The sequence below is a fragment of the Mesorhizobium sp. M9A.F.Ca.ET.002.03.1.2 genome, assembly GCF_003952365.1.
In the GTDB taxonomy this organism is placed as follows: domain Bacteria; phylum Pseudomonadota; class Alphaproteobacteria; order Rhizobiales; family Rhizobiaceae; genus Mesorhizobium.
Window position 1 is genome coordinate 3915242 of record NZ_CP034443.1, and the last position, 25282, is coordinate 3940523.

The following is a 25282-nucleotide window of genomic DNA, read 5'->3' on the forward strand; positions in this document are numbered from 1 at the left end:
ACCACCAACAGGCACAGACCAACTGAAGCCTAATTGGCTGTGATGAAGGGCCCGTAAACAGGAGCTTCTCGAGGTCGTTCAAATTGCGCTTGCTGGCACTACCGCCATGCTTGCCGCGCAACAATGTCGAGACTATGGTGCGCGGCTTCGCTTTCGGCTAGAAGGGCGCGCAACAAAACACCTGCTGCGCCGCACGTCTTCTCGGATGCGCAAGGACGCTGTAGCACTTTAATTTGGCGCATGATCCTTTCCGAAACATCGATTCTGATTTTCGGGGTCATGCGCTAGTCCCAAGGAGTTGAACGACATGCTGAGAGGCTCGCTTACCGCGCTCGTGACACCGTTCGAAAAGAGCGGGCGTTTCGACGAGAAAGCCTTTCGCGCGTTCATCGCCTGGCAGATCGCCGAGGGCACGACGGGCGTGGTTCCGGTCGGCACCACCGGCGAGTCGCCGACGCTGTCGCATGACGAGCATCGCCAAGTCGTCAAGGTTTGCATCGAGGTGGCCAAGGGCCGGGTTCCGGTGGTCGCCGGCGCCGGCTCCAACAACACCGAAGAGGCGGTCGGTCTGGTGCAATATGCCGAGAAGGCGGGCGCCGATGCGGCACTTGTCGTCACGCCCTACTACAACAGGCCGACGCAGCGCGGCCTCTATGCGCATTTCGCAGCAGTGGCCAAGGCGACCAGCCTGCCGATCATCATCTATAACATTCCGCCGCGCTCGGTGGTCGACATGACGCCCGAGACGATGGGCCAGCTGCGCCATGACTTCAAGAACATCGTCGGCGTCAAGGATGCCACCGGCAAGGTCGAGCGGGTTTCCGAGCAGCGCGCCACCTGCGGCAAGGATTTCATCCAGCTTTCGGGCGAGGACGCGTCGGCGCTCGGCTTCAACGCCCATGGCGGCGTCGGCTGCATCTCGGTGACGTCGAATGTCGCGCCGCGGCTATGCGCAGAATTCCAGGAGGCGACGCTGTCCGGTGAGAGCACCAAGGCGCTGGAGTTGCAGGACCGCCTGTTGCCGCTCCACAAGGCGATCTTCCTGGAACCCGGCGTATCCGGCGCGAAATATGCGCTGTCGAAGCTCGGCAAGGTCGAGAATGTGCTGCGTTCGCCGCTGGTGACGGTCGAACCGTCGACCGCCGAGAAGATCGATGCGGCGATGAAGCACGCCGGCTTGATAAATTAGGGATGAGGCGCCACCTCTCCGCATCATGAATCAAGTCAGAAAAGCCGATCCCAACAACAAGACCGTTGCGGAAAACCGCAAGGCGCGGTTTTCCTATGAGGTGCTCGACACGATCGAGGCCGGCCTGGTGCTGACCGGCACCGAGGTGAAGTCGCTGCGCCAGGGCCAGGCCAACATCCAGGACAGCTACGCCTCGGTCGAGGGCGGTGAGATCTGGCTGATCAACTCCTATCTGCCGGAATATCTTCAAGCCAACCGCTTCAACCACGAGCCACGCCGGCGCCGCAAGCTCCTGCTCAACAAGCGCGAGATGGCGAAGCTGTCGCAGAGCGTCGACCGCGAAGGCATGACGCTGGTGCCGCTGAAGATCTATTTCAACGACCAGGGCCGCGCCAAGCTGCTGCTTGCCGTCGGCCGCGGCAAGAAACTGCACGACAAGCGCGAGACCGAGAAGCAGCGCGACTGGTCGCGTGAGAAGGGCCGGCTGCTGAAGGAGCGTGGGTGAGAAACATTTGGGGATAGCCGGCGAAAGCCAACCATTGGCTTTTCGAATTTCGAACGCCCGGCGCCATAGGGGCAGGGCGGCTCAACAGGGAATAGGCACTCCTTTGAAGAACCGGATCGTCCTTTGGGGTGCGGCCAGCCTGATCCTGGGGGGCCTCGTCGCGGTCGGCCTCTATCTCTATTTCCACGCGTTTTCTCCGGACCGCGGCAAATATCCGGTCAGGGGCATCGACGTTTCCCATCATCAGCGGCAGATCGACTGGCGGCGCGTTGCCGCCGACGATGTCGCCTTCGCCGTCATCAAGGCGACCGAAGGTGGCGATCATGTCGACGATGCCTTCGATGCCAATCTGCGCGAGGCGCGTGCTGCCGGTCTGGCGGTCGGGGCCTATCATTTCTTCACCTTCTGCAGGCCTGGCGCCGATCAGGCGAAGAATTTCATCTCCGTCGTGCCGCGCGATCAACCGCTGCTGCCGCCGGTGGTGGATATTGAATTCCACGGCAATTGTCCGCGGCGGCCGTCGCCCGAAGAATTGCAAGTCGAACTCTCGGCTTTCCTCGGCCCTGTCGAGGCGGCTTTCGGCAAGACGGCGATCCTCTATGTGACCGACGCGGCCGCGCGGGCCTATGCCGGGCAGATCGCCGGCCGTCCACGCTGGGTTCGTTCGCTGGTGCTGCAGCCAGGCCATGACGACTGGATCTATTGGCAGTACCACGACCGAGGTCGCGTCGACGGCATCAGCGGCGACGTCGATCTGAATGTTCTTCAGGGTGGGCAGGCGACGCTGGCCGCACTGTTTGCGGCACCCGAATCTATTTCCCCAGAAACGCTTCTATCTCGCTGAAGACATTGACGAACATCGCTTCCGTCAGCACGCCGGTGTTGGTGTTGTAGCGCGAGCAGTGATAGCTGGAGAACAGCGTGACGCCGCCGGCCTGCTGCTGTCCGCCGTGCCGGAAGGGATAGGCGGCAACACGCCCACCCAGCGCCCGCACGGTCGACTGGTGCGCGATCGAGCCAAGCGCCAGCACGGCGCGCAGGTTTTTGAACCGCGCGATCGTCGGCACCAGGAACGTCCGGCAGGTGGCGATCTCGGCGCCGACCGGTTTGTTCTCCGGCGGCACGCAGCGCACCGCATTGGTGATCGCCGTGCCGACAAGCTCCAGCCCGTCATCAGGCCTGGCCTTGAACTGGCCGCGCGCAAAACCGTGTGCGATCAGCGTGTTGTAGAGCAGGTCGCCGGCATAGTCGCCGGTGAAGGGCCGCCCGGTACGGTTGGCCCCGCGCAGGCCCGGCGCCAGCCCGACGATCAGCAGCCGCACCGCATCCTCGCCCTCGGGCGGCAGGAAAGTCGGCACCGGCGCATTGAACCAGGACGGCTCGCGCTGCCGCCACTCGGCGATGAAATCATGCAACCGCGGGCAGAGCGGGCAGTCGCGATCGGGCTCGGGGGAGGCGGCCAAGGGCGCGGTCAAGGCCGCCGCAGTCAATAGTCGTCCTCGTCGGCTTCGGCCGGTTCGGGCCGGCGCACCGGCCGCTCGGACGGATCGCGGCCGACCTCGCTCTTCAGCGTCATCAGGTCGATGAAATGGTCGGCCTGGCGGCGCAGGTCGTCGGAGATCATCGGCGGCTGCGAGGCCATGGTGGAGACGATCGAGACCTTGCGCCCGCGCCGCTGCAGCGCCTCGACCAGCGTACGGAAATCGCCGTCGCCGGAAAAGATGACGTAGTGGTCGACGACATCGGCGATTTCCAGTGCATCGACGGTCAACTCGATGTCCATATTGCCCTTGATCTTGCGGCGCCCGGTCGAATCGGTGAATTCCTTGGCCGGCTTGGTCACCACCTTGAAGCCATTATAGTCGAGCCAGTCGATCAGCGGCCGGATCGAGGAGTATTCCTGATCCTCGACCAGCGCCGTGTAGTAGTAAGCACGCAGCAGGTAGCCGCGCTTCTGGAAGCTCGCCAGAAGTTTGCGGTAGTCGATGTCGAAGCCGAGCGCGCGCGACGTGGCGTAGAGATTGGCGCCGTCGATGAAAAGGGCGATTTTTTCCCGTGGGTCGAACATGGAAAATATCCTTTTTTGAAATAAGGGGTCGTCTAAATGCGCAGGATCTATCGGCCGGCCTCGCAATAATGCTGCCGACCTTTATCATTCGAGATAACGCCAGTTTTACGGCAATCCAAGGGTGTGATGCTGCACTGCAAGCAATTGTGATCGTCGCAGGCAGGGCGCGTGCCGATCCGGCATTGGCGCGGCATTCTCCCGGTTCCGGTCTGGTATTGCCATGAAGCTTGTATTTTGACGGCGTTCGGGTTATGGACCGCGCCTGTTTTCCATCAAAACCAGGCATGAAAGGGGCAGCTCATGGCCCGCGTAACCGTTGAAGACTGTATCGACAAGGTCGACAACCGCTTCGAGCTTGTGCTTCTGGCCGGCCACCGCGCCCGTCAGATCAGCCAGGGCGCGCAGATCACCGTTCCTCGTGACAACGACAAGAATCCGGTCATCGCGCTGCGCGAGATCGCCGAGGAGACATTGTCGCCCGACGACCTCAAGGAAGACCTGATCCACTCGCTGCAGAAGCATGTCGAGGTCGACGAGCCGGAAGCCGACGGCGAGGCGATCGCCGACCAGACCGGTACCGCCGTTGCGGCAACCGACGCCGACGATGCCGAGGACAACATCGCCTTCGACCGCATGACCGAAGAAGATCTGCTGGCCGGCATCGAAGGTCTGGTGCCGCCCGAGAAAAGCGACGATTATTGATCTTCGCAACGACTGGCGACACTTTCGCGTCAGCAGTTTCGTGGCTATCTATGACATGCGCCGCACGCCAGTGCGGCGCATGATTCATTTCAGCTTTGCGAGATCCCGCCCATGATGCGTCAGTATGAGCTTGTCGAGCGCGTCCAGCGCTACAAGCCTGACGTCAACGAGGCGCTGCTCAACAAGGCCTATGTCTACGCCATGCAGAAGCATGGTCACCAGAAGCGCGCCTCCGGCGATCCCTATTTCTCGCATCCGCTCGAAGTCGCCGCCATCCTCACCGAAATGCACATGGACGAGGCGACCATCGCGGTTGCCCTGCTGCACGACACCATCGAGGACACTACCGCGACGCGGGCCGAGATCGACGAGCTGTTCGGTCCGGAAATGGGCAAGTTGGTCGAGGGCCTGACCAAGCTGAAGAAACTCGACCTCGTCTCCAAGAAGGCCGAGCAGGCGGAAAACCTGCGCAAGCTCTTGCTGGCGATCTCGGAAGACGTTCGCGTGCTTCTGGTCAAGCTGGCCGACCGCTTGCACAACATGCGCACCCTCGACCATGTGCCGGAGGCCAAGCGCCTGCGCATCGCCGAGGAGACGATGGATATCTATGCGCCGCTGGCCGGGCGCATGGGCATGCAGGGCATGCGTGAGGAGCTCGAGGAGATCGCCTTCCGCTTCATCAACCCGGAAGCCCACCGCGCCGTCACCGCGCGGCTTGCCGAGATATTCGAGCGCAACAAGGGCGTGCTGTCCGAGATCGAGAAGGCGCTGTCCACGCTGTTCGAGAAATATGCGATCAAGGCCGAGGTCAAGAGCCGCCAGAAGAAGCCATGGTCGGTGTTCCGCAAGATGGAGGCCAAGGCGCTGTCCTTCGAGCAGCTGTCCGACATTTTCGGCTTCCGCGTCGTCGTGGAGACTGTCGAGGACTGTTATCGCGCGCTCGGCGCGATCCATACGACATGGTCGATGGTGCCCGGCCGCTTCAAGGACTACATCTCGACGCCGAAACAGAACGACTACCGCTCGATCCACACCACCATCGTCGGGCCGTCGCGCCAGCGCGTCGAGTTGCAGATACGCACCTACCAGATGAACAAGATCGCCGAATATGGCGTTGCCGCGCATTCGATCTACAAGGACACTGGCGGCAAGGTGAATGGCGCCGCCCACGCGATCTCGAAGGAGACCAACGCCTATGCCTGGCTGCGGCGCACCATCGAGCAGCTTGCCGAGGGCGACAATCCGGAGGACTTCCTCGAGAACACCAAGCTGGAACTGTTCCAGGACCAGGTGTTCTGCTTTACGCCCAAGGGCACGCTGATCGCGCTGCCGCGCGGCGCCACGCCGATCGACTTCGCGTACGCGGTGCATACGGATGTCGGCGACACCTGCGTCGGCGCCAAGGTCAACGGCCGCATCATGCCGCTGATGACCGAGCTGAAGAACGGCGACGAGGTCGAGATCATCCGCTCCAAGGCGCAAGTGCCGCCGGCGGCTTGGGAATCGGTCGTCGTCACCGGCAAGGCGCGCTCGGCGATCCGCCGCGCCACCAAGAATGCCATCCGCAAGCAGTACTCGGGTCTCGGCATCCGCATCCTGGAACGCGCCTTCGAACGGTCCGGCAAGACCTTTACCAAGGAGAGCCTGAAGTCGGTGCTGCATCGGCTGGCGCGCAAGGACGTCGAGGACGTGCTGGCCTCGGTCGGCCGCGGCGAGCTCGCCTCGACCGACGTCATGAAGGCGGTATTTCCCGACTACAAGGACGAGCGCGTCACGCTCGCCACGCCCAAGCAGCGCGAGGAAGGTTGGTCGAAAATCCGCAACGCCGCCGGCATGCTGTTCCAGATCCCCGGCCGCGCGGCACGCAAGGACAAGGACCAGCCGAAGGACGGCGCCGTGCCGATCCGCGGCGTTCGCGGCGACCTGCCGGTCCGCTTCGCGCCGGAGGGGGCTGTGCCCGGCGACCGCATCGTCGGCATCGTGCAGCCAGGAACAGGCATCACCATCTACCCGATCCAGTCGCCGGCGCTCCAAGCCTTCGACGACCAGCCCGAACGCTGGATCGACGTGCGCTGGGACATAGACGAGCGCACCAAGGAGCGGTTTCCGGCGCGGGTCTCGGTCACCGCCATCAACGCGCCGGGCTCGCTGGCCGACATCGCTCAGGTCGTTGCATCCAACGACGCCAACATCCATACATTGTCGATGGTGCGCACCGCGCCCGATTTCACCGAAATGCTGATCGATCTCGAAGTCTGGGATCTGAAGCACCTGAATCGGCTGCTGTCGCAGCTCAAGGACAATTCCAGCGTCAGCGATGCAAGGCGCGTGAATGGATGAATGGTGAATAGTGAATAGTGAATAGTGAATAGTGAAAGAAGGTATACTCACTACTCACTACTCACTACTCACTACTCACTACCATTCACCATTCACCATTCACCATTCACCATTCGCCATGGACATGGGAGCGAACAATGAACACCGACGAAGTGCTGGGCATTTTCCGCGAAGCCGGCGCCGTTCTCGAAGGGCATTTCATCCTGACGTCGGGTTTGCGTAGCCCGGTCTTCCTGCAGAAGGCGCGGGTGTTCATGCATGCCGACAAGACCGAGCGCCTGTGCAAGGCGCTGGCCGAAAAGATCCGCGCCGCCGTGCCGGGCCGGATCGACTATGTCGTCGGCCCGGCGATCGGCGGGCTGATCCCGGCCTACGAGACCTCGCGCCATCTTGGCGCTCCGGCGATCTGGGTCGAGCGGGAAGGGGGCGAATTCAGGCTCCGCCGCTTCGAGATCGCCAGGGGTTCGCGCGTCGTCATCGTCGAGGATATCGTCACCACCGGGCTGTCGATCCGCGAGACCGTCGACTGCCTGCGCGCGCTTGGCGCCGAGGTCGTTGCCGCAGCCTGTATCATCGATCGCTCTGCCGGCAAGACTGATGTCGGCGTGCCACTGATCGCGCTCGCCGAATACGAGGTTCCGGCCTACCCGGCCGACAGGCTGCCGCCCGAGCTCGCTGCCATACCGGCCATCAAGCCGGGCAGCCGCAACATATGACTGAGGTCGCTGTGATCGCCGGCATCGATCATTTCGTGCTGACGGTTCGTTCCGTCGATGACACCTGCAGCTTCTACCAACGCGTGCTCGGCTTGAAGCGTCTCGACGAGCCGGGCCGGCCGACGGCGCTGCTGTTTGGAACGCAGAAGATCAACCTGCATGAGATAGGGCGCACCTTCGAGCCCAAGGCGAAAGCGCCGACGCCGGGGTCCGGGGATTTCTGCCTGGTCGCCGCCCGCCCACTCTCCGAGATATGCGCCAGTCTTAGGGCCAATGGCGTTGCCATCGAAGTCGGGCCGGTCGAGCGGATCGGCGCTCGTGGCCCGATGACGTCGGTCTATTTCCGCGATCCGGACGGCAATCTCGTCGAGGTCAGCGACTATGGTCGGTAGATAGCTCGCGGTTGCCGTTGACTTCCGTGGCGAACTCGCCTCGTCAAATCCGCCGTGATTGTACTTTTCCGGAGTGGCGAGACGCCCGTCGCGCAAGGCGACTGCACGCGGGCGCCACGCGCAGCTCCGGTTGTTCTGCGGCCAGCGTATCGCTATATCAACTCGTTGTTGCCTTTCGGCGGCTGCAAAGCGCAAGGTGTGGCTTGTCGCGCCCGGCCTGGAATGGTCGGAGCGGCATCTTGGATATCAGGACAGGAACAGAGTGCTTTTTCGACGCCGCAAGCCTGGAACGGCCGGATGGGAAGCTCCCGCCGAATGATCATCGGTATCGGCAGCGACCTGATCGATATCAGACGCATCGAAAAATCGCTGGAGCGCCATGGCCAGCGCTTCATCCAGCGCATCTACACCGAGGTCGAACAGGCCCGTTCCGAAAACCGCGGCGCCCGCGTCGCTTCCTATGCCAAGCGCTTCGCCGCCAAGGAGGCCTGCGCCAAGGCGCTGGGCACGGGTATGGCGCAGGGCGTTTTCTGGCGTGACATGGGCGTCCTCAACCTGGCCGGCGGCAAGCCGACCATGGCGCTGACCGGCGGCGCGGCGGCGCGGCTGGACAAAATCCTGCCTGAAGGGCACAGGGCGGCAATCCACCTCACCATCACGGACGACTTTCCGCTTGCTCAAGCCTTTGTGATCATCGAGGCGTTGCCCGTCGAAGAAGCGCCATATTGATTGCATCTGACCACCGGCATGACGTTGCCCAGCGCGCGCCGAGACTCTATACCAACCAACGCATAATCGAGGACGACATGAGCGTGGCTGAAAAATCCCAGAAGAAATCCGGCGGGCTTGGCGAAACCGTCAGCGTCATCGTCCAGGCGCTTTTGCTCGCTCTGGTCATCCGCACGCTCCTTTTTCAGCCGTTCTCCATCCCGTCCGGGTCGATGCGGCCGACCTTGCTCGAGGGCGACTATCTCTTCGTCACCAAATGGTCCTATGGCTTCTCCCGCTATTCGCTGCCGTTTGGGCCGGATGTCTTTTCGGGCCGCATCTGGGGCGCCGAGCCGAAGCGCGGCGACGTGGCGGTGTTCAAGTTCCCGCCGGACCCCTCCGTCGACTACATCAAGCGCGTTATCGGCCTGCCGGGCGACAAGATCCAGGTCAAGGACGGCCAGCTCTTCATCAACGGCGTCGGCGTGCCACGCCAGAAGGTCGGGCAGATCGACAATCGCGACATCACCGAGGAGAACGGGCCGGTCGACGTCTATCGCGAGACATTGCCGAACGGCATCAGCTATGACACGCTCGACCTGACGCCGAACTCGATCGGTGACAACACCCGTGAATTCGACGTGCCGCCCGGCCACTATTTCATGATGGGCGACAACAGAGACAATTCCTCGGACAGCCGCTTCACCGTCGGTTTCGTGCCCGACGAGAACCTGGTCGGTCGCGCCAACCTCATCTTCTTCTCGATCGGTGGCAGCGCCAGCCCGCTCGAAATCTGGAAATGGCCGTCGCTGATGCGCGCGTCGCGCCTGTTCCATTTCGTCAATTAGGATCATGGCGGCGACAAAACGGCTGACTGCCGACGCGCTCGCCGAAGCGCTCATGGAGCGTACCGGCCACGCCTTTGCCGATCGCCAGCGCTTGCTCCGCGCGCTGACTCATGCCAGCGCCCGCAGCAGCCACGCCGGCATCGACTATGAGCGGTTCGAATTCCTCGGCGACCGCGTCCTCGGCCTAGTCGTCGCCGACATGCTGCTGGCGGCGTTTCCGGACGCTGCCGAAGGTGAGCTTTCACTCAGGCTCAACGCGCTGGTCAATGCCGAGGCGCTGGCGGAGATCGCCGAGGAGATCGGCCTGCCGGAGCTGATCCGCGCCGGCTCGGACGTGCGCGGCCTCGATGGACGCAAGCGCGTCAATCTGCGCGCCGATGCGCTGGAATCGCTGATCGCCGTGCTTTATCTCGACGGCGGTCTCAAGGCGGCCAGCGCCTTCATCCACAGATATTGGCGGCCGCGCTCGCAGGCCACGGGTGCTGCCCGCCGCGATGCCAAGACCGAATTGCAGGAATGGGCACACCAGGCGGCAGGCGCCGTGCCGGTCTACGCAATCGACAGCCGCGAGGGGCCCGACCACGATCCGCTGTTCACCGTCAGCGTCAGGGTTGGCGTCTATTCGCCGGCGATCGGCAGAGGGCGCTCCAAGCGCGAGGCCGAGCAGGCCGCCGCTACCGCACTGCTGCTGCGCGAAGGCGTCTGGCTCAACGCATCGGCCCAAAAATCGGAAACGATTTTTGGAAAGCACGATGCGTAGATTCAAAGTTTTAGAGCGTCCTTTGCGCGTCCGAACGGACGCGCGGCGCTCTAATGAAGGGAGTGCGGCATGACCGCCACCGAAGACGCCCCACCGGAAACGGAAGCTGCCGCCACGCACTCCGGCTTCGTCGCGCTGATCGGCGCGCCCAATGCGGGAAAATCGACGCTGGTCAACCAATTGGTCGGCGCCAAGGTGTCGATCGTCACCCACAAGGTGCAGACGACGCGCGCCATCGTGCGCGGCATCGCCACGCATCGGAATGCGCAGATCGTCTTCGTCGACACGCCCGGCATCTTCAAGCCGAAGCGACGGCTGGACACGGCGATGGTGACGACCGCCTGGGGCGGCGCCAAGGACGCCGATATCGTGCTGTTGCTGATCGATGCCGAGCGCGGCATCCGAGGCGACGCCGACGCCATCCTCGAACGGCTGAAGGATGTCCGGCAGCCGATGGTGCTGATCCTCAACAAGGTCGACCGGGTCAAGCCCGAGGCGCTGCTGGCCCTGTCCGCGGCAGCCAACGAAAAAGTGCCGTTCAAGCGCACCTTCATGGTCTCGGCGCTGACCGGGTCGGGCTGCAAGGACCTGCTCGACTATCTGGCCGAAACCCTGCCTGCCGGCCCCTGGTATTATCCGGAAGACCAGATTTCCGACCTGCCGATGCGTCAGCTGGCGGCCGAGATCACCCGCGAAAAGCTCTATCTCAGGCTGCATCAGGAACTGCCCTATTCCTCCCATATCGAGACCGAGAAATGGGAGGAGAAGAAGGACGGCTCGGTGCGCATCGACCAGACCATCTATGTCGAGCGCGACAGCCAGAAGAAGATCGTGCTCGGCCACAAGGGCGAGACGATCCGCGCCATCGGCCAGGCGGCGCGCATGGAGATATCAGGTATCCTCGAACAGAAGGTGCACCTGTTCCTGTTCGTTAAGGTGCGCGAGAACTGGGGCGACGACCCCGAGCGCTATCGTGAGATGGGGCTGGAGTTTCCACATTAACGTCCCTATCGACACAGCGCTCGTGAGCCGCCTGGTCGCCACGCAATTTCCCCGGTGGAAGGATCTCGCTGTCAGGCCGGTTGCATCAGGTGGGTGGGACAACAGGACCTTTCGTCTCGGAGACGACATGCTCGTGCGGCTGCCGAGCGCGGCGGCCTATTCCTTGCAAGTGGAAAAGGAACATCGCTGGTTGCCAAGGCTGGCACCTCTGCTGCCGCTGCCTGTCCCGGTGCCCCTGGCGATGGGGACCCCGGCCGACAACTATCCCTGGCATTGGTCCGTCTACCGCTGGATCGAAGGCGAGACGGCGACGCGGGAGCGTATTGCCAGCCTGCCGCAATTCGCGGCCAGCCTGGCCCAGTTTCTGGTTTCCTTGCAATTGATCGATCCCTCCGGTGGACCGGTGCCGGGGCAGCACAACTTTTTTCGCGGCGGACCACTGAGCGTCTATGACGGTGAAACCCGGCAAGCAATTGCTGCCCTCGACGGCAAGATCGACACGGGCGCGGCGAGCGCGGTGTGGGAAGCAGCACTTGCCGCGACATGGCATGGCGCGCCGGTCTGGTTCCACGGTGACGTCAGTTGGGGAAACCTTTTGGTCAGGCAAGGCAGCTTGAGCGCCGTGATCGACTTCGGCACTTCCGGCGTGGGCGATCCCTCGTGCGATTTGGCGATTGCGTGGACGCTGTTTGAAGGGAAAAGCCGAGAGGTGTTTCGCGCCGGACTTCCCGCCGATGAAGCAATGTGGGCGCGGGGCCGCGGCTGGACGCTGTGGAAGGCGCTGATTACGCTCGCCGGACACATAGACATCGATCCGGTCGAAATTGAAAAATCGCGACGCGTGATCGATGAGGTGCTTGCCGATCACCAGAGCGCGGCATGATGACGCCGAATGTTAGTTCCGGCGTTGGGCGAGTTCGAACGGGACACCAAAGCGGAAGGCGGGCAAGTTTGTTCTTGCTTTGTGCCATCAGTTATGCTACTGATTTGGGCATGGTGCTGATTTGCGCCAATGGCCGCCGCCGAGGCGGTTTTTTTTATTTCAGGCTTCGCCATTCGTCGGCGTGGCTGCCCACAGGCACTTGGTTACCCCCGAGTTCGGAGCCCGGCATCCGAGGCTCCAATCTTGATTTCGCCATCGAACCGGTGACAAGCTCCGCTCATGGAATGGCGCGACGAGGGAATCATTCTCGGCACCCGCAAGCATGGCGAAACCAGCGCCATTCTTGAGGTCATGACGCGTTTGCATGGCCGCCACCTCGGGCTTGTGCGCGGCGGCCGCTCGCGCAAGCAGCAGCCCGTTCTGCAGCCCGGCAACCGCGTCGACCTGTTGTGGCGGGCGCGGCTCGACGAGCATCTGGGCATCTTCCAGGCCGAGGCCATCGAGATGAACGCTGCCCGGCTGATGGACAGCGCCGTCGCCATCTATGGGCTGCAGACCATGGCAGCACATCTGCGCCTGTTGCCCGAGCGCGACGCCCATGGCGGCCTCTACGAGACGCTGGCCGTGATGATCGCCCACCTCGACGATGCGGACGCCGCCGGCGAGCTGGTGGCGCGCTTCGAGCTCTTGGTACTCGACGAACTCGGCTTCGGCCTCGATCTCAGCCAGTGTGCGGCGACCGGCGCCAGGGAGGATCTTGCCTATGTCTCGCCGAAATCCGGGCGCGCCGTGTCACGCGCGGCAGGCGCGCCATGGCGCGACAAGATGCTGGTGCTGCCCGCCTTCCTGCAGCGCGGCTCCGGCCTGCGCGCCGATCCGGCGGCGATCGAGGACGCCTTCCGGCTGACTGGCTTCTTTTTTACCCGCCACGTCTACGAGCCGCGCGGCATCGAGGCGCCCGGCGCCCGTGCCGGCTTCCTCGCCGCCTTGCGCAAGCACCACGCGGCGGGCAAGGCGATTGGCGCCGAGACCGCCGCCGGAGAAATCATCACATGAGCGAAGTGGAACTCTATCCCGGCCGGGTCTCGCCGCTCGGCCTCGGCACCATTCCGCACGGCGACATCCTCGAGTATACCGGCCTGGAATTGCTTCAGCGCATCATCGACAACAAATACCCGGCGCCGCCGATTTCCTTCCAGCTCAGTTTCGGCCTGGCGGAAGTGTCGGAAGGACGCGCGGTGTTCCGCGGCATGCCGAACGAGCGCCATCTCAACCCGCTGGGCGGGGTACATGGCGGCTGGGCCGCGACACTGCTGGATTCGGCTCTTGCCTGCGCGGTGCAGACGCTGCTCGACAAGGGCGAGGCCTATACGACGGCGGAGTTCAAGGTGAACCTGACGCGGCCGATCACGCCGAAGACCGGTGAAGTGGTGTGCGAGGGCAGGGTCGTGCACAAGGGCCGCACACTGGCGGTTTCGGAAGCGACGCTGAAGGATGCCAATGGCAAGCTGCTGGCTTTCGGCACCGAAACATGCTCGATCTTTCCGGCTGCCAATCTGGCGGCGCGTTGAGGGACTGGCCGTCTGGCGGCCGCATTTGCCCGGCCGCTCGACGGCCGTACTTGCCCAGCCGCTTGACGGCCGTATTTAAGTGTCAGTGAAAACTGAATGTCAGTAAAACTGGCCTGGTTTGGGGGAACCGCCATGTTCGAAAGCCTGATCGGTCTTGTCGCGATCATCGCGCTGTTCGTTATTATTTCGCGTCAGCAGCGCCGCATCGGCCTGATCGAGCGCGAGCTTGGCGCGCTGCGCAGCCTCGTGCTTTCCGGTGCCGTGCCGCCTGCGGCCAAACCGGCCGACCAGGCGACGACGGAAGGCAAGCCGGCGGATGCGGCCCCGGCCGCAGCGGCAGACATTGCCTCACCACCGGCAAACGCGCCGGAAACACCGGCCGCGGAAACTGATGCCAGCAGCGGCGAGGTCGTATCGGGACCGTGGACTTCCGGCGAAGCGGCGCCGAAGGCGGCGGAGCCCGCCAGGCCGGACGCGGCAGCGGCGAAGGCCGCGCGCCAGACCGATGTCGAGACGGCGCTTGGCACCCGCTGGGCGGTCTGGGTCGGCGGCATCGCGCTGGCGCTGGGCGGCCTGTTCCTGATCCGCTACACCATCGAGGCCGGCATTTTCGGGCCCGGCGTGCGGCTTGCCATGGCGGCAATGCTTGGGCTGGTGCTGGTCGCCGCCGGCGAGTTCATCCGCCGTACCGGCTTCAGGGTGCCGGTGCAGGGCGCGACCGGTGCCTACATTCCAGCGATCCTGACAGCAGCCGGCGCCTTCATCCTGTTCGGCACGGTCTATGCCGCGCATGGCATTTACGGCTTCATCGGTCCGGCGCTCGCCTTCACGCTGCTTGGCGCCATCGGCGTGGCGACGATCGCGGCAGCCCTCGTCCACGGCCAGGCGCTGGCCGGCATCGGCCTGCTCGGCGCCATGGTGACGCCGGCTCTGGTCGCTTCGCAGGCGCCCAATCCGTGGGCGCTGTTCGGCTATCTCTCGATCGTGCTTGCCGCCACCGGCATCATCGCCCGGATGCGCGACTGGAGATTGCTGATGGCGGCGGCCTTCGTCGGCACCGGCCTCTGGACCATCTTCTACATGACCGATGCGCCTGGCGCCAACCTCTCCACCATCCTGTTCATCGATGCCGTCACCTTGGCCGTGCTTGCCTTCGTCTGGCTCGGCCGTCGCGGTGGCGAAGCAGAACCGGCCAGTGGCTTCGACTGGCCTTCGATCGCCCCTGGCTTCTTCGTCGGTCTTTCGGCCATGGCGCTGTTCATCGATCCCGAATACGCTGCCGCTGGCGATGCTCTGTGGGGGGCAGCTCTTATCGCAGCCCTGGTCGTGGTGGCGCTCTACCGGCCGCTGGCGCTGGCGCTTCTGCACGCCGCAGGGCTGGCGACGGTGCTGGTCTATCTCGGCATCATTCCGCCAACCTCGATCGTTTCCGACTTTTCGGGTGGCGCTCTCGGGGTTGAAGGCCTGGCGGCGGCGGTGGCCGATACGCTGATGCTCAGGGTCGGTATCTTTCTCGGGCTTGTCTTCATCGGGGCCGGATTCTGGGCGGCGCGCAACCTTGCCGCGTCGGCACAAATCCGCGCCGCCTCATGGGCGGCATGGGGCGTTGCCGCGCCGCTGGTCATTCTCCTGACGCTCTGGGTCACCTTCGGCAATCTCGACCGCGATCTTGCCTACGCGGCGGTTGCAGCGCTTCTGGTCGTGGTCTTCGCCGCCGGCGGCGAGTGGATCGCGCGCGGTGAAGAGCCGCCGCTACAGGGCGGGGCGGCCGTCTCGTTCGCGCTTGGCGGGGCAGCAGCCTCCGCCTTGCTGATGCTCTACATGGCCTTTGGCTCCGGCTGGACAACCATCCTCTTGGGTGCCGCGGCCATCGTGCCGGCGTTGGCCACCCGCTGGCGCGCCTATCCGGTGCTCGGCTGGATTTCGGTCGGTGCGGTCATCGCGGTGCTCGGCCGCGTCGCCTTCGATCCGACAATCGTCGGCGCCGAATTCCTGTCGACGACGCCTGTCTTCAACTGGCTGCTGCCGGGCTACGGCGTGCCGGCGCTCGCCTTCGGTTTTGCTGCCTGGCAGCTCGCCCGCACCACCCCCGCACTCCCAATGGCTGGCAATGGCCGCCCGCGCCTCGCCCTGGAAGCGGGCGCGGCACTTTTTGCGCTGCTCACCGTTGCCATGCTGGTGCGCCACGCCATGCATGGCGGTGTCATCGACACCGGTGCTGCGACGCTCACCGAACAGGCGATCTACACGCTGATCGCCATCGGCGCCGGCGCCATCCTGGTCGCCATCGACATGCGCTCGCCAAGCCCGGTGCTGCGCTATGGTTCACTTGCCGCGGGCGTGGTCTCGGCCGCCTTCGTCGTCGTCCAGCATTTCCTGGCGTTGAACCCGCTGTTTACTGACGAATCGACCGGCGAGATCCCGGTGTTCAACCTTTTGTTTCTCGCCTATCTCTTGCCGGCCGTCGCTGCTGGGGGGCTCGCGCTCTATGCCAGAGACAAGCGGCCGAAATGGTATGCTGCGATGCTGGCGCTGGTGGCCGCACTGCTTGCCTTCGCCTATGCGACGCTGTCGGTTCGGCGCCTGTTCAAGGGTGAGTTCATCGGCCTGTGGAGCGGCCTCGGCCAGCTTGAAACATACACCTATTCCGCGCTGTGGCTGATCATCGGCGTGGCGTTGCTTACCGCCGGCGTCTGGCTGAAGTCGCAGGTGCTGCGTATCGCCTCGGCCGCGCTGATCTCGGTCGCCGTTCTGAAGGTCTTCCTCTTCGACATGTCGGAACTGGAAGGCGTGCTGAGGGCGCTGTCCTTCATCGGCCTTGGTGCGGTGCTGATCGGCATCGGCCTGTTCTACCAGCGGCTGCTGACAAGAGCGGCGAGGGAGAAGCTCCAAACGAGCAGCTGACGGCTTTCGATTTTCGGGAATAAATCGCTCGATGCCAGCGTTATTCAATCGCTTGGTGACCGGGGCGGCGGACCGCTTCGCGCTGGCCGCTTGCGCCGCGCCGAGAAGGCGCGTTCAATCGGGATAAGAAGGGCGGCCTCGAAAACCAGCGGTCATGGACGAAAAGAAGGCAGCAATCCTTGGCGAAATACCGCGCCTGCGCCGCTATGCGCGGTCGCTGCTGCGCGACCGCGATTCCGCCGACGACCTCGTTCAGGACTGTCTCGAACGGGCGCTTGTGCGGCTCGATAATTGGCAGACTGGAGAAAGCCCCAGGAGGTGGCTGTTTACGATTATGCATCATTTGTTCATCGACCAGACGCGCAAGGTGAACCGGCGCGGCGAAGTGGCGATGTTGCCGCTGGAAGCTGGCGAAGCGCAGGCGGCACCCGCCGAGCAAGTGGAGAACATCGCCTCGCGCGAGATTATCGACGCATTGCAGGCAATCAGCCCGGACCGGCGCGCGGCACTCGTCATGGTCGCCATCGAAGGCTTTTCCTATGCCGAGGCCGCCAACATACTCGGCGTGCCGGCCGGCACGCTGATGTCGCGCATCGCGCGCGGGCGTGAGGAATTGCGCGGGCTGCTGGACGACACGGCGCGCCGCCGGGCGATAAGGATCGTCGAGAAATGACCAGGCGCGATTTTTCCGAACGCGATATCCACATGGCCCTCGACGGCGAATTGCCGGGCGACGAGCGCGTGGCTTATGACGCCTGGCTCGACGCCAATCCCGAAATGAAGGCGAAGAGCGCCCGCTATGTCGCCGACCGCGCAGCGCTGCGTGCCGCCTTCGCCGGCGTGCTCGACGAGCCGGTGCCGGCGCGGTTGCAGAGGATCGTGTTCGGCGAGGCGCCGGTCAGGACGGCGGCATCGCGCTCGCGCTCGCGCTGGTGGCTGGCGGCCGCGGCGGCGGCGGTGCTGGCCATTGGCGGTGTCGGCGGTTATGTCGCCGGTGTCGGCCATCTCGGTCTGGAAGAGCCGGTCGACCAACTCGCCGAGCAGGCGATAGCAGCCCATGTCATCTATGCCGCCGAAAAACGGCATGCGGTGGAAGTGCCGGCCAGCGATAAGGATCATCTGCAGACCTGGCTGTCTAACAGTGTCGGCCTGAAGCTGATCGCACCGGATCTGGCGGCGCAAGGGTTCCAACTCGTCGGCGGCCGGCTGCTGCCTGCCGGCGAGAGCAAGGCCGCGATGCTGCTTTATGAGGACGACAAGGGCGAGCGCATCTCGCTGTTCGTCACTGCTGAATCGGCCGAGAAGGCCAAGGGCACCTATGGGTCGGAAGAGAACGGCCCCGAGGCCGTCTACTGGCTGGACAAGGGCTATGGCTGCGCCGTCGTCGGCTCGCTGCCGCGCGCGCAGCTGACCGCGGTGGCCAAGAGCGCTTACAGCCAGCTTCTGGCCGGGCTGGCCGGCTGAACCGCGCCTGTTTTCCGAAGCCGGAGTCACGGTCAAAACAGCGATCCTGTTCAAAGCCCTTGCACTGATCTACAGTGCCACGCGCCCTCATGCGCCGGGCCGAAACTGTCACAATTCGGCCCGAATCGAGGTGCGATAGCGCTTGACGGATGCTGGCGCTTCGGCTGGTGTTATCGACGTTTCGACCAGGGCCTTTTCCACAACCCAATCGAGGTTTTCCGAGCCCGCATGCCTGCCGAGATTCGCACGGCCCGCGCGTCCGACGTCGATGAGCTCGCCGCCATCGAGAAGGCTGTTTTCTCGGGCGACCGCATTTCCCGCCGCTCCTTTCGCCAGTTGATCGAACGCGAAAGCGCCGAGATGCTGGTTGCCGAAAGCGACGGCCGCGTCGCCGGCTATGCGGTCGTGCTGTTTCGCAAGGGCAGCGGTGTCGCGCGGCTCTATTCCATCGCCATCGGCCCCTTTTTCGGCGGGCTCGGCATTGGCCGCATGCTGCTGGCATCGGCGGAAGAAACTGCTTTCAAGCACGACCGCATGATGCTGCGTCTCGAGGTGCGCGAGGACAACAGCCGGGCCATTCGCATCTACGAGCAGAGGGGCTACCGCAAGATCGGCCGCGAACCGGGCTATTACGAGGACGGCGCCACTGCGCTGCGCTACGAAAAGACCTTGCGCGGCGACATTCCGGTCGCCACCAAGGTGCCGTTCTACCAGCAGACCTGCGAATTCACCTGCGGCCCGTGCTGCCTGATGATGGCGATGGCCAATTTCGATTCCGGCTTCGTGCCCGACCCGGTCATGGAAATCCGTTTATGGCGCGAGGCGACCACCGTTTTCATGATGTCGGGGCCAGGTGGCTGCGAGCCGTTCGGCCTCGCCGTTGCCGGCCACGAAAGCGGGCTCTCTGCCGAGATTTATGTCTCCTTCCACGGCGCGCTGTTCCTGCAGTCGGTGCGCAGCCAGGACAAGCGCCGGGTGATGGAACTGGCGCAGGTCGACTTTCGCCAGCGCGCGGAACATTACGGCATTCCGGTAAACTACCGTCCATTCGCCATAGACGATATCCGCGCCGCGATCGCCGAGGGAAAACTGGTGCTGGTCCTGATCAGCGGCTTCCTGATGTTCGGCAAGAAGGTTCCGCACTGGGTGCTGGCCATCGGCGACGACGGCGACCATATCCTGATCCACGATCCCTGGGTCGAGGACGAGAGACAGGAGACCATCCTTGATGCTGCCAACATTCCGGTGCCTTACGGCATCTTCATGAACATGGCGCAGTTCGGCCGCGACGGATTGCGTGCCGCCATCACCCTCGGAAAGCGCGACAGACAATGACCTGGGTCATCCTTACCGGCCGGCAAAACGATCTCGACCAGGTGGCGACACCGCACAAGATCATCACCAATCGCGACTATCTAGCGCATCCGGCGCTGTTTCGCGGCCAGCGTCCGAAGGTGATCAACCTGTCGAACAATTACGGCTACCAGAGCCGCGGCTACTACGCCTCGCTGCTCGCCGGCTCGCGCGGCCACAAGGTCATCCCGACGGTCGAGACGATGATCGACCTGTCCGAGCGCAAGCTCTACGAGCATGCGCTGCCGGAGCTGGAACTCGCGCTCAACAAATGCCGCAAGGATCTCGGCGGCGCCTTTCCGCAAAAAGTCTGCATCTTCTTCGGCATCGGCCCGTCGAGGGTCTGGGACCGCTTCGCCAAGCTCTTGTTCGACTGGTTCCGGGCGCCGGCGCTGGAAGTTCACATCACCGACAGCGCCGAATGGGCGTCGATCCGCAAGATCGGCTTCCATCCGCTGGCCAGGATGACCGAGGAGGAAGAAAAGCGCTTCCTTCAGTGCCTCGAGACCTACACCAGCCGCGAGTGGCGCGACACCAAGGGCCGCACGCCGGCGCGCTACACCTTCGCCACGCTGGTCGATCCGCATGAGGAATTGCCGCCGTCGGAGATATCGTCGCTGCGCTATTGGGCCAAGATCGCCGAAAAGATGGGCGTCGAAATCGAGCCGATCACCAAAAGGGATCTGGCCAAGCTCGCCAACTACGATGCGCTGTTCGTTCGCGAGACCACCTCGATCTCCAACCATACCTACCGCTTCGCCCGCCGCGCCCAGCAGGAAGGCATGCCGGTCATCGACGATCCGCTGTCGATGATCCGCTGCACCAACAAGGTCTATCTCAACGAGCTGATGACCTACAACAAGGTGCCGGTGCCGCCGACGGTGATGATCGCCGGCAGCTCCGACCTTGAAGTGGCGGCGCAGACGCTGGGTTTCCCGCTGGTGCTGAAGATCCCGGACTCCTCGTTCTCGCGCGGCGTCAAGAAGTGCGCCACCTTCGAGGAGCTGAAGACGCTGGCCACCGAATGGCTGGAGGATTCCGACCTCTTGATCGCGCAGAAATTCATCCCGACCGAATATGACTGGCGCGTCGGCGTGCTCGGCGGCCAGCCGCTGTTTGCCGTGCACTATCTGATGGCCAAGAAGCACTGGCAGATCGTCAACCACAAGGCCAACGGCAAGCCCGACCAGGGCGGCATCAAGACCTTCACGCTGAAGGAGACGCCGGCCCACGTCGTCGAGACGGCGGTGAGGGCGGCGCGCTGCATCGGCGACGGCCTCTATGGCGTCGACCTCAAGGAGACCAAGGACGGTATCTTCGTCATCGAGGTCAACGACAACCCCAACCTTGACCATGGCTACGAGGATTCCGGCGAAAAAGACGAGGTCTGGGTGCGGCTGACGCAGTGGTTCCTGGAGCGGCTGGACCGGCCGGGGCGATAAATACTCGAATTGAGGGGAAAAGGATGCTGTTCTTCGTCATCGAGGATTTTCGCGGCTGCGATCGCAAGGAGATCTACCGTCGCTTCCGCGACCGGGGCCGCCTCAAGCCGGACGAGCTTCTCGTCCATCATAGCTGGATCGCGGCGGACATGAGCCGCTGCTTCCTGCTGGTGGAGGCCGATGACGTCACGCTCCTGCAGCGCTGGGTCGTCGAATGGGCGGATCTGGTGGAGTTCGAGATCGTTCCCGTGGCGACGAACAAGGACATGGTCGAGGTATTGAGCGGACACCTCTGACCGGGCGCCGTCACTGACCGTCGGACGACGGAGCGACGAGCGCCGGCGATCTGACGGCACGGATACATTCCGCGATCAGCCATTTGCGGAACGCCGCCACCACATCGCGTCTGGCGCTTCGCTCCGGGATCGTCAGGCAATAGGGCTGGCGCAGCTCGAGTGCCCGCGCAACGGGCCTGACCAGCCTGCTGTCCTCGACCGCGTCGGCGCAGAACACGCCTTGCGCCAGCGCGACGCCCAGGCCCGAAATGGCGAGGTCGAGCGCTGCACGCGACGAGTTCGCCGACAGGCCCCGCCGCGCGGCGCGGCCGGGTTCGATCTCGGCCGCCTCGAACCAGGTACGCCAGGACGGAAAGGCAGCACCAGTCGGCCCCCAGTCCGTGTGGATCAGTGATAGGCCGGCGAGGGGCCCGCCTCCGGGCTTGATCGCCCTGGCGAATCCCGGGGCACAGACCGGATAGACGGCGTCCCTGACGATGTCTTCGGTTGGGTGTTCGCGATAGTGGGGGCCGTAGGAAAGCCTGATGTCGATCAGCTCACGATCGAACGGCACCGGGTCGTCGTCGCCTCTCAATGATATGTCGACGGCGCCATGGCTTGCGACAAAGCCTGCGAGTCGCTGGGAAAGCCAGCCCATCGCCATGGAGGGCGGCACCGATACCACCAGCCGGGGGCGGAAGGCGTCGCCGCCCAGCTCGCGCGAAACGCTGCCGATCTCATGGAAGGCCATGGTCAGCCTGGGCAGCATCTCCACGCCCGCCTCGGTGAGGACGACGCGGCGGTTGACCCGGTGGAACAGCTTGCGGCCCATCTGCTGCTCGACGGTGCGGATGAGCTGGCTGACCGCGGCCGCCGAGACCGAAAGCTCTTCCGCCGCCGCCGCAAAGCTCCCCGTGCGCGCCGCGGCCTCGAAGGCCTGAAGTCCCCGCAGTGATGGAAGTGCGACCATGGCAATCCAAGATAGGTTAGCTTATCTTATCTAAATCGCAGAAATCCTCGTTTTTAGAAAGGTTTTTTGTTGGCTAGCTTGGCTTGACCAACGCAATCGGCTGGGGAAGAAGCCCATGGATCATCGCGACGTGATTGCCTCGCTGACGCCCCAGGAGCGCAATCGCCTCACCGGCAAGTCGGATGTGCCAGGGCTCATCCAGTTTGCCGTCCATGGCGGGGCAATCATACTTTTCGGATCGCTGATCGCAGCCAGGGTGCCGTTCTGGCCGCTGCTGATGCTGCCGCAAGGCATACTGATCGTGTTCCTGTTCACGCTGATGCACGAGACGGTGCATCGCACGGCGTTCGAGACGCAGTGGCTGAACGACGCCGTTGCGCGGCTATGCAGCCTGACGATCGTGCTGCCGGCCGACTGGTTCCGTTACTTCCACTTCGCCCATCATCGTTTCACCCAGGATCCGCAAAACGATCCGGAACTGGCCTTTCCGAAGCCGGAGACCCTGCGGCAGTACATTGTCCACATCTCCGGCATCCCGCTGTGGTGGGGCCAGTTCAAGACACTCTACGCCAATGCCGTGGGCCGCAGCCGGGACAGCTACGTGCCGCCGAAGGGCCGCCCCAAGGTGCGCGCCGAGGCCCGCGCCATGATTGCCTTCTATGCCCTCGTGCTAGTGCTCGCCGTCTGGTTCCAGGCAACGACGCTCATCTATGTCTGGATCGTGCCGGCTCTGCTCGGTCAGCCGTTCCTGCGGCTCTATCTGCTGGCCGAGCATGGCCGCTGCCCCTTCGTCGCCAACATGCTGGAGAACACCAGGACGACGCTGACCAATTGGCTTGTCCGCAAGCTTGCCTGGAACATGCCCTTTCATACCGAGCATCACGCCTATCCCGGCGTGCCGTTCCACCAGCTGCCGGAATTCCACCGGCTGATAGAGCGGCATCTCAAGGTGGTCGAGCCGGGATATGTGAGCTTCCACGAAAAATACATCGAAACGCTGCGCTGAAGGCGGCATCATCCCGACTGGCTGAGCATCGCCCGCGACTTCAGCAACCGGTTGATCTCCGATGCCTTTGCCGGCGTGCCGATCAGGTAGCCTTGCGCCTCGACGCAGCCCTCCTTGCGCAGGAACTCCAGCTGAGCTTCGGTTTCGACGCCTTCGGCGGTGACGGTGATGCCAAGCTGCGCACCGAGCCCGATGACCGTGCGCACGATCGCGGCCGTGTCGCGGTTGTCGATGTCGCGGATGAAGGAGCGGTCTATCTTGATCTTGTCGACCGGGAAGCGGCGGAGATAGCCGAGCGACGAATAGCCGGTGCCGAAATCGTCCAGCGCGATGCGGACGCCAAGGTCGCGCAACTGCCTGAGCGTCTTCAGCACCGTATCGCTCTCGTCCATCAGCACTGTTTCGGTGATTTCCAGTTCAAGCCGGTCGGCCGGCACGCCGGAAAATGCCAGCGCGGAGATGACGTTCCGGGGAAAAGTGCCGCTTTTGATCTGCACAGCCGAGACATTGACCGCGATACGCAGCCCACGCGGCCAGCCCGCCGCAACCGTGCAGGCTTTCCTCAGTGCCCATTCTCCCAGCGGCACGATCAGCCCAATTTCTTCGGCGACCGGGATGAAATCGTCTGGCGGCACCAAGCCGCGTGCCGGCGAACGCCACCGCATCAAGGCTTCGGCGCCGACGATCTCGCCGGAAGCGATGTTCATGATGGGTTGGAAATCCAGCTCGAATTCACGCCGCGGCAGCGCCGCCTCAAGATCGGTTTCGAGCGCGCGCCGTGCCCGCACCGTCGCATCCATGCCCGGCTCGAAGAAGCGATAGACGTTGCGTCCTTCGCTTTTCGCCCGGTAGAGGGCCATGTCGGCGTTTTTCAGCAGCGTGTCGGCATCCCTGCCGTCATCGGGGAAAAGGGCGATGCCGAGGCTGATGCCGACATGCATATCGCGTTTTTTGTCGCGAAAGGGTCTTCCGATGGTGTCGACAATGCGTTTTGCCAGTTTTTCCGCATCACTGGCACCTTTTGGATTGAACTGGATGATGACGAACTCGTCGCCGCCGAAACGGGCGACCACATCCCTTTCATTGCGCAGGCATCGCTGCAGCCGCTCGGCCACGCATTTCAGCAGCCAGTCGCCGGCCGGGTGCCCCCAAGTGTCGTTGACAGCCTTGAAGCGGTCGAGGTCAAGCGAGAATATCGCCAGGTCCGTGGCCTCACCCAAGGCCTGATCGAGCCGTTCGCGAAACATCGAGCGGTTGGGCAGGTTGGTCAGCGTGTCGTAATGTGCAAGATGGGTCATGCGCTCTTCGACGCGCCGGCGCTCGGTGACGTCGTCGAAGGTCACGACCCAGCCGCCGCCACTCATCGGCCGCCGCACGACCAAAAGAGTTCTGCCATCGGCAAGATGACGGTAGGTCGACCGCATTTCCCCGGCTTGAAGGCAGGCCGCGGTTTTCGAGATTTCGCTGTCGATGTCGATCTCCGCATAGAGACCCAGGCGCACGAGCTGCTGAAGCGCGTCGCGGTGACTCATGCCAAGCGGAAAGTCGGCCGGCATCACGTGGTAGAGTTCCAGGAAACGTCCGTTGCGCACGATCAGCCTGCCGTCCGCGTCATACATCAAAAGGCCTTGCGACATGTTGGCGAGTGCCGCGTCGAAACGGCGGTGCTGCTCCTTCAGCTCCAGCTCGGCGCGCCGTTGCTCGGTGATGTCTTCATAGATCGACACCCAGCCGCCCGAAGCCAGCGGCCGGTGCGAGATGTTGATGATGCGCCCATCCGACAGCGTTTCCTCGTAGGTCGAGGGTTTCGCCTGGTCGATATAAGGTTTGCGGATGGCGTAGAGTTCTTCGGCGCTGTGCGAGGCGACGCCGATGTCGACGCTGTGCTGGAGGATGTCGAAAAACCGGATGCCGGGCTGCACGATCTCAGGGTCGAGGCAGAAAATGCTGATATAATTGCCGTTGCAGATGATCATGCGCTCGTCGGCGTCGAACATGCCCAAGCCATGCGACATGTTCTCGACGGCTGCCGAAAAACGATCATCCTGTTTGCGTAGTTCGTCTTCGATGCGCCGCTTCTGGCCGATGCCTCCGGCGCCGCGCCTGCGCGCGGGCGAACCAGCCTTGGCATGAGCGAGGGGCATATGCGGGGCCTGCAGACCGTGATCGACACGATACTGTGGT

At 63.7% G+C, this 25282-nt stretch carries 25 protein-coding genes; 21 read left to right on the top strand and 4 right to left on the bottom strand.

Annotated features, from left to right (window positions below; all coding sequences use genetic code 11):
• Positions 1–307: 307 nt before the first annotated feature.
• From dapA to EJ066_RS18730, 3 genes are all read left to right on the top strand, one after another.
• Positions 308–1189: a 4-hydroxy-tetrahydrodipicolinate synthase gene (dapA, locus tag EJ066_RS18720; protein ID WP_126040475.1), complete on the top strand. Its 882-nt coding sequence runs from the start codon at positions 308–310 to the stop codon at positions 1187–1189.
• 25 nt (positions 1190–1214) lie between these two features.
• On the top strand, positions 1215–1694 hold the full coding sequence (smpB, locus tag EJ066_RS18725; protein WP_006202221.1) for an SsrA-binding protein SmpB: 480 nt from the start codon (positions 1215–1217) through the stop codon (positions 1692–1694).
• A gap of 103 nt (positions 1695–1797) precedes the next feature.
• A complete protein-coding gene (locus EJ066_RS18730; RefSeq protein ID WP_126040477.1) occupies positions 1798–2538 on the top strand; it encodes a GH25 family lysozyme in 741 nt (246 codons plus the stop codon).
• Here EJ066_RS18730 and EJ066_RS18735 read toward each other — a convergent pair.
• Entirely contained in the window at positions 2507–3184 is a 678-nt protein-coding gene (locus EJ066_RS18735) for a uracil-DNA glycosylase (protein ID WP_189644307.1), read from the bottom strand. The genes EJ066_RS18730 and EJ066_RS18735 overlap by 32 nt on opposite strands.
• Positions 3181–3762 (bottom strand): NYN domain-containing protein, encoded by a 582-nt coding sequence (locus EJ066_RS18740; RefSeq protein ID WP_126040479.1) that lies wholly within the window; start codon positions 3760–3762, stop codon positions 3181–3183. Before EJ066_RS18740 ends, EJ066_RS18735 begins: the two co-directional genes overlap by 4 nt.
• 300 nt (positions 3763–4062) lie before the next feature.
• Here EJ066_RS18740 and rpoZ point away from each other — a divergent pair, with 300 nt between their 5' ends.
• The 17 genes from rpoZ (at position 4063) to EJ066_RS18825 (ending at position 21143) form a co-directional block, all read left to right on the top strand.
• Positions 4063–4464: a DNA-directed RNA polymerase subunit omega gene (rpoZ, locus tag EJ066_RS18745; protein WP_126040481.1), complete on the top strand. Its 402-nt coding sequence runs from the start codon at positions 4063–4065 to the stop codon at positions 4462–4464.
• A gap of 111 nt (positions 4465–4575) precedes the next feature.
• Positions 4576–6804: a bifunctional (p)ppGpp synthetase/guanosine-3',5'-bis(diphosphate) 3'-pyrophosphohydrolase gene (locus EJ066_RS18750; RefSeq protein ID WP_126040483.1), complete on the top strand. Its 2229-nt coding sequence runs from the start codon at positions 4576–4578 to the stop codon at positions 6802–6804.
• Between the two features lie 137 nt (positions 6805–6941).
• Positions 6942–7520 (top strand): orotate phosphoribosyltransferase, encoded by a 579-nt coding sequence (gene pyrE / locus EJ066_RS18755; RefSeq protein ID WP_126040485.1) that lies wholly within the window; start codon positions 6942–6944, stop codon positions 7518–7520.
• On the top strand, positions 7517–7912 hold the full coding sequence (locus EJ066_RS18760) for a VOC family protein (protein ID WP_189644308.1): 396 nt from the start codon (positions 7517–7519) through the stop codon (positions 7910–7912). Before pyrE ends, EJ066_RS18760 begins: the two co-directional genes overlap by 4 nt.
• A 315-nt stretch (positions 7913–8227) precedes the next feature.
• The gene (gene acpS, locus EJ066_RS18765; RefSeq protein ID WP_126040487.1) at positions 8228–8641 is read left to right on the top strand and encodes a holo-ACP synthase; all 414 of its coding nucleotides are present in this window, start codon (positions 8228–8230) and stop codon (positions 8639–8641) included.
• A gap of 77 nt (positions 8642–8718) precedes the next feature.
• A complete protein-coding gene (gene lepB, locus EJ066_RS18770; RefSeq protein WP_126040489.1) occupies positions 8719–9468 on the top strand; it encodes a signal peptidase I in 750 nt (249 codons plus the stop codon).
• 4 nt (positions 9469–9472) lie between these two features.
• A complete protein-coding gene (gene rnc / locus EJ066_RS18775; RefSeq protein WP_126040491.1) occupies positions 9473–10228 on the top strand; it encodes a ribonuclease III in 756 nt (251 codons plus the stop codon).
• A 69-nt stretch (positions 10229–10297) separates the two neighbouring features.
• Complete coding sequence (gene era / locus EJ066_RS18780) at positions 10298–11230, top strand: GTPase Era (RefSeq protein ID WP_126040493.1); 933 nt, start codon at positions 10298–10300, stop codon at positions 11228–11230.
• 127 nt (positions 11231–11357) lie between these two features.
• Positions 11358–12113 carry an aminoglycoside phosphotransferase family protein gene (locus EJ066_RS18785; protein WP_245454940.1) on the top strand — a complete coding sequence of 252 codons (756 nt, stop codon included), beginning with the start codon at positions 11358–11360 and terminating at the stop codon, positions 12111–12113.
• A gap of 279 nt (positions 12114–12392) precedes the next feature.
• Positions 12393–13169, top strand: coding sequence for a DNA repair protein RecO (recO, locus tag EJ066_RS18790; RefSeq protein WP_126040495.1), 777 nt, complete (start codon positions 12393–12395; stop codon positions 13167–13169).
• Positions 13166–13684: a PaaI family thioesterase gene (locus EJ066_RS18795; protein WP_126040497.1), complete on the top strand. Its 519-nt coding sequence runs from the start codon at positions 13166–13168 to the stop codon at positions 13682–13684. The genes recO and EJ066_RS18795 overlap by 4 nt, the downstream gene beginning before the upstream one ends.
• A 132-nt stretch (positions 13685–13816) precedes the next feature.
• Positions 13817–16588, top strand: a complete 2772-nt coding sequence (locus EJ066_RS18800) for a DUF2339 domain-containing protein (protein WP_126043962.1) — start codon at positions 13817–13819, stop codon at positions 16586–16588.
• Positions 16589–16742: 154 nt separating this feature from the next.
• The gene (locus EJ066_RS18805; RefSeq protein ID WP_126040499.1) at positions 16743–17261 is read left to right on the top strand and encodes an RNA polymerase sigma factor; all 519 of its coding nucleotides are present in this window, start codon (positions 16743–16745) and stop codon (positions 17259–17261) included.
• Entirely contained in the window at positions 17258–18052 is a 795-nt protein-coding gene (locus EJ066_RS18810; RefSeq protein ID WP_126040501.1) for an anti-sigma factor, read from the top strand. The genes EJ066_RS18805 and EJ066_RS18810 overlap by 4 nt, the downstream gene beginning before the upstream one ends.
• Positions 18053–18280: 228 nt before the next feature.
• Positions 18281–19387: a peptidase C39 family protein gene (locus EJ066_RS18815; RefSeq protein ID WP_126040503.1), complete on the top strand. Its 1107-nt coding sequence runs from the start codon at positions 18281–18283 to the stop codon at positions 19385–19387.
• On the top strand, positions 19384–20847 hold the full coding sequence (locus EJ066_RS18820; protein WP_126040505.1) for a RimK family protein: 1464 nt from the start codon (positions 19384–19386) through the stop codon (positions 20845–20847). The genes EJ066_RS18815 and EJ066_RS18820 overlap by 4 nt, the downstream gene beginning before the upstream one ends.
• Positions 20848–20870: 23 nt before the next feature.
• Positions 20871–21143 carry a DUF3303 family protein gene (locus EJ066_RS18825; RefSeq protein ID WP_126040507.1) on the top strand — a complete coding sequence of 91 codons (273 nt, stop codon included), beginning with the start codon at positions 20871–20873 and terminating at the stop codon, positions 21141–21143.
• A 10-nt stretch (positions 21144–21153) separates the two neighbouring features.
• Here the strand turns inward: EJ066_RS18825 and EJ066_RS18830 are convergent, their stop codons facing one another.
• On the bottom strand, positions 21154–22092 hold the full coding sequence (locus EJ066_RS18830; protein WP_126040509.1) for a LysR substrate-binding domain-containing protein: 939 nt from the start codon (positions 22090–22092) through the stop codon (positions 21154–21156).
• Between the two features lie 115 nt (positions 22093–22207).
• Between EJ066_RS18830 and EJ066_RS18835 the strand changes: the two genes are divergently transcribed.
• Positions 22208–23098: a fatty acid desaturase family protein gene (locus EJ066_RS18835; RefSeq protein WP_126040510.1), complete on the top strand. Its 891-nt coding sequence runs from the start codon at positions 22208–22210 to the stop codon at positions 23096–23098.
• Positions 23099–23106: 8 nt separating this feature from the next.
• Here the strand turns inward: EJ066_RS18835 and EJ066_RS18840 are convergent, their stop codons facing one another.
• A complete protein-coding gene (locus tag EJ066_RS18840) occupies positions 23107–25242 on the bottom strand; it encodes an EAL domain-containing protein (protein WP_126040512.1) in 2136 nt (711 codons plus the stop codon).
• Positions 25243–25282: the final 40 nt, after the last annotated feature.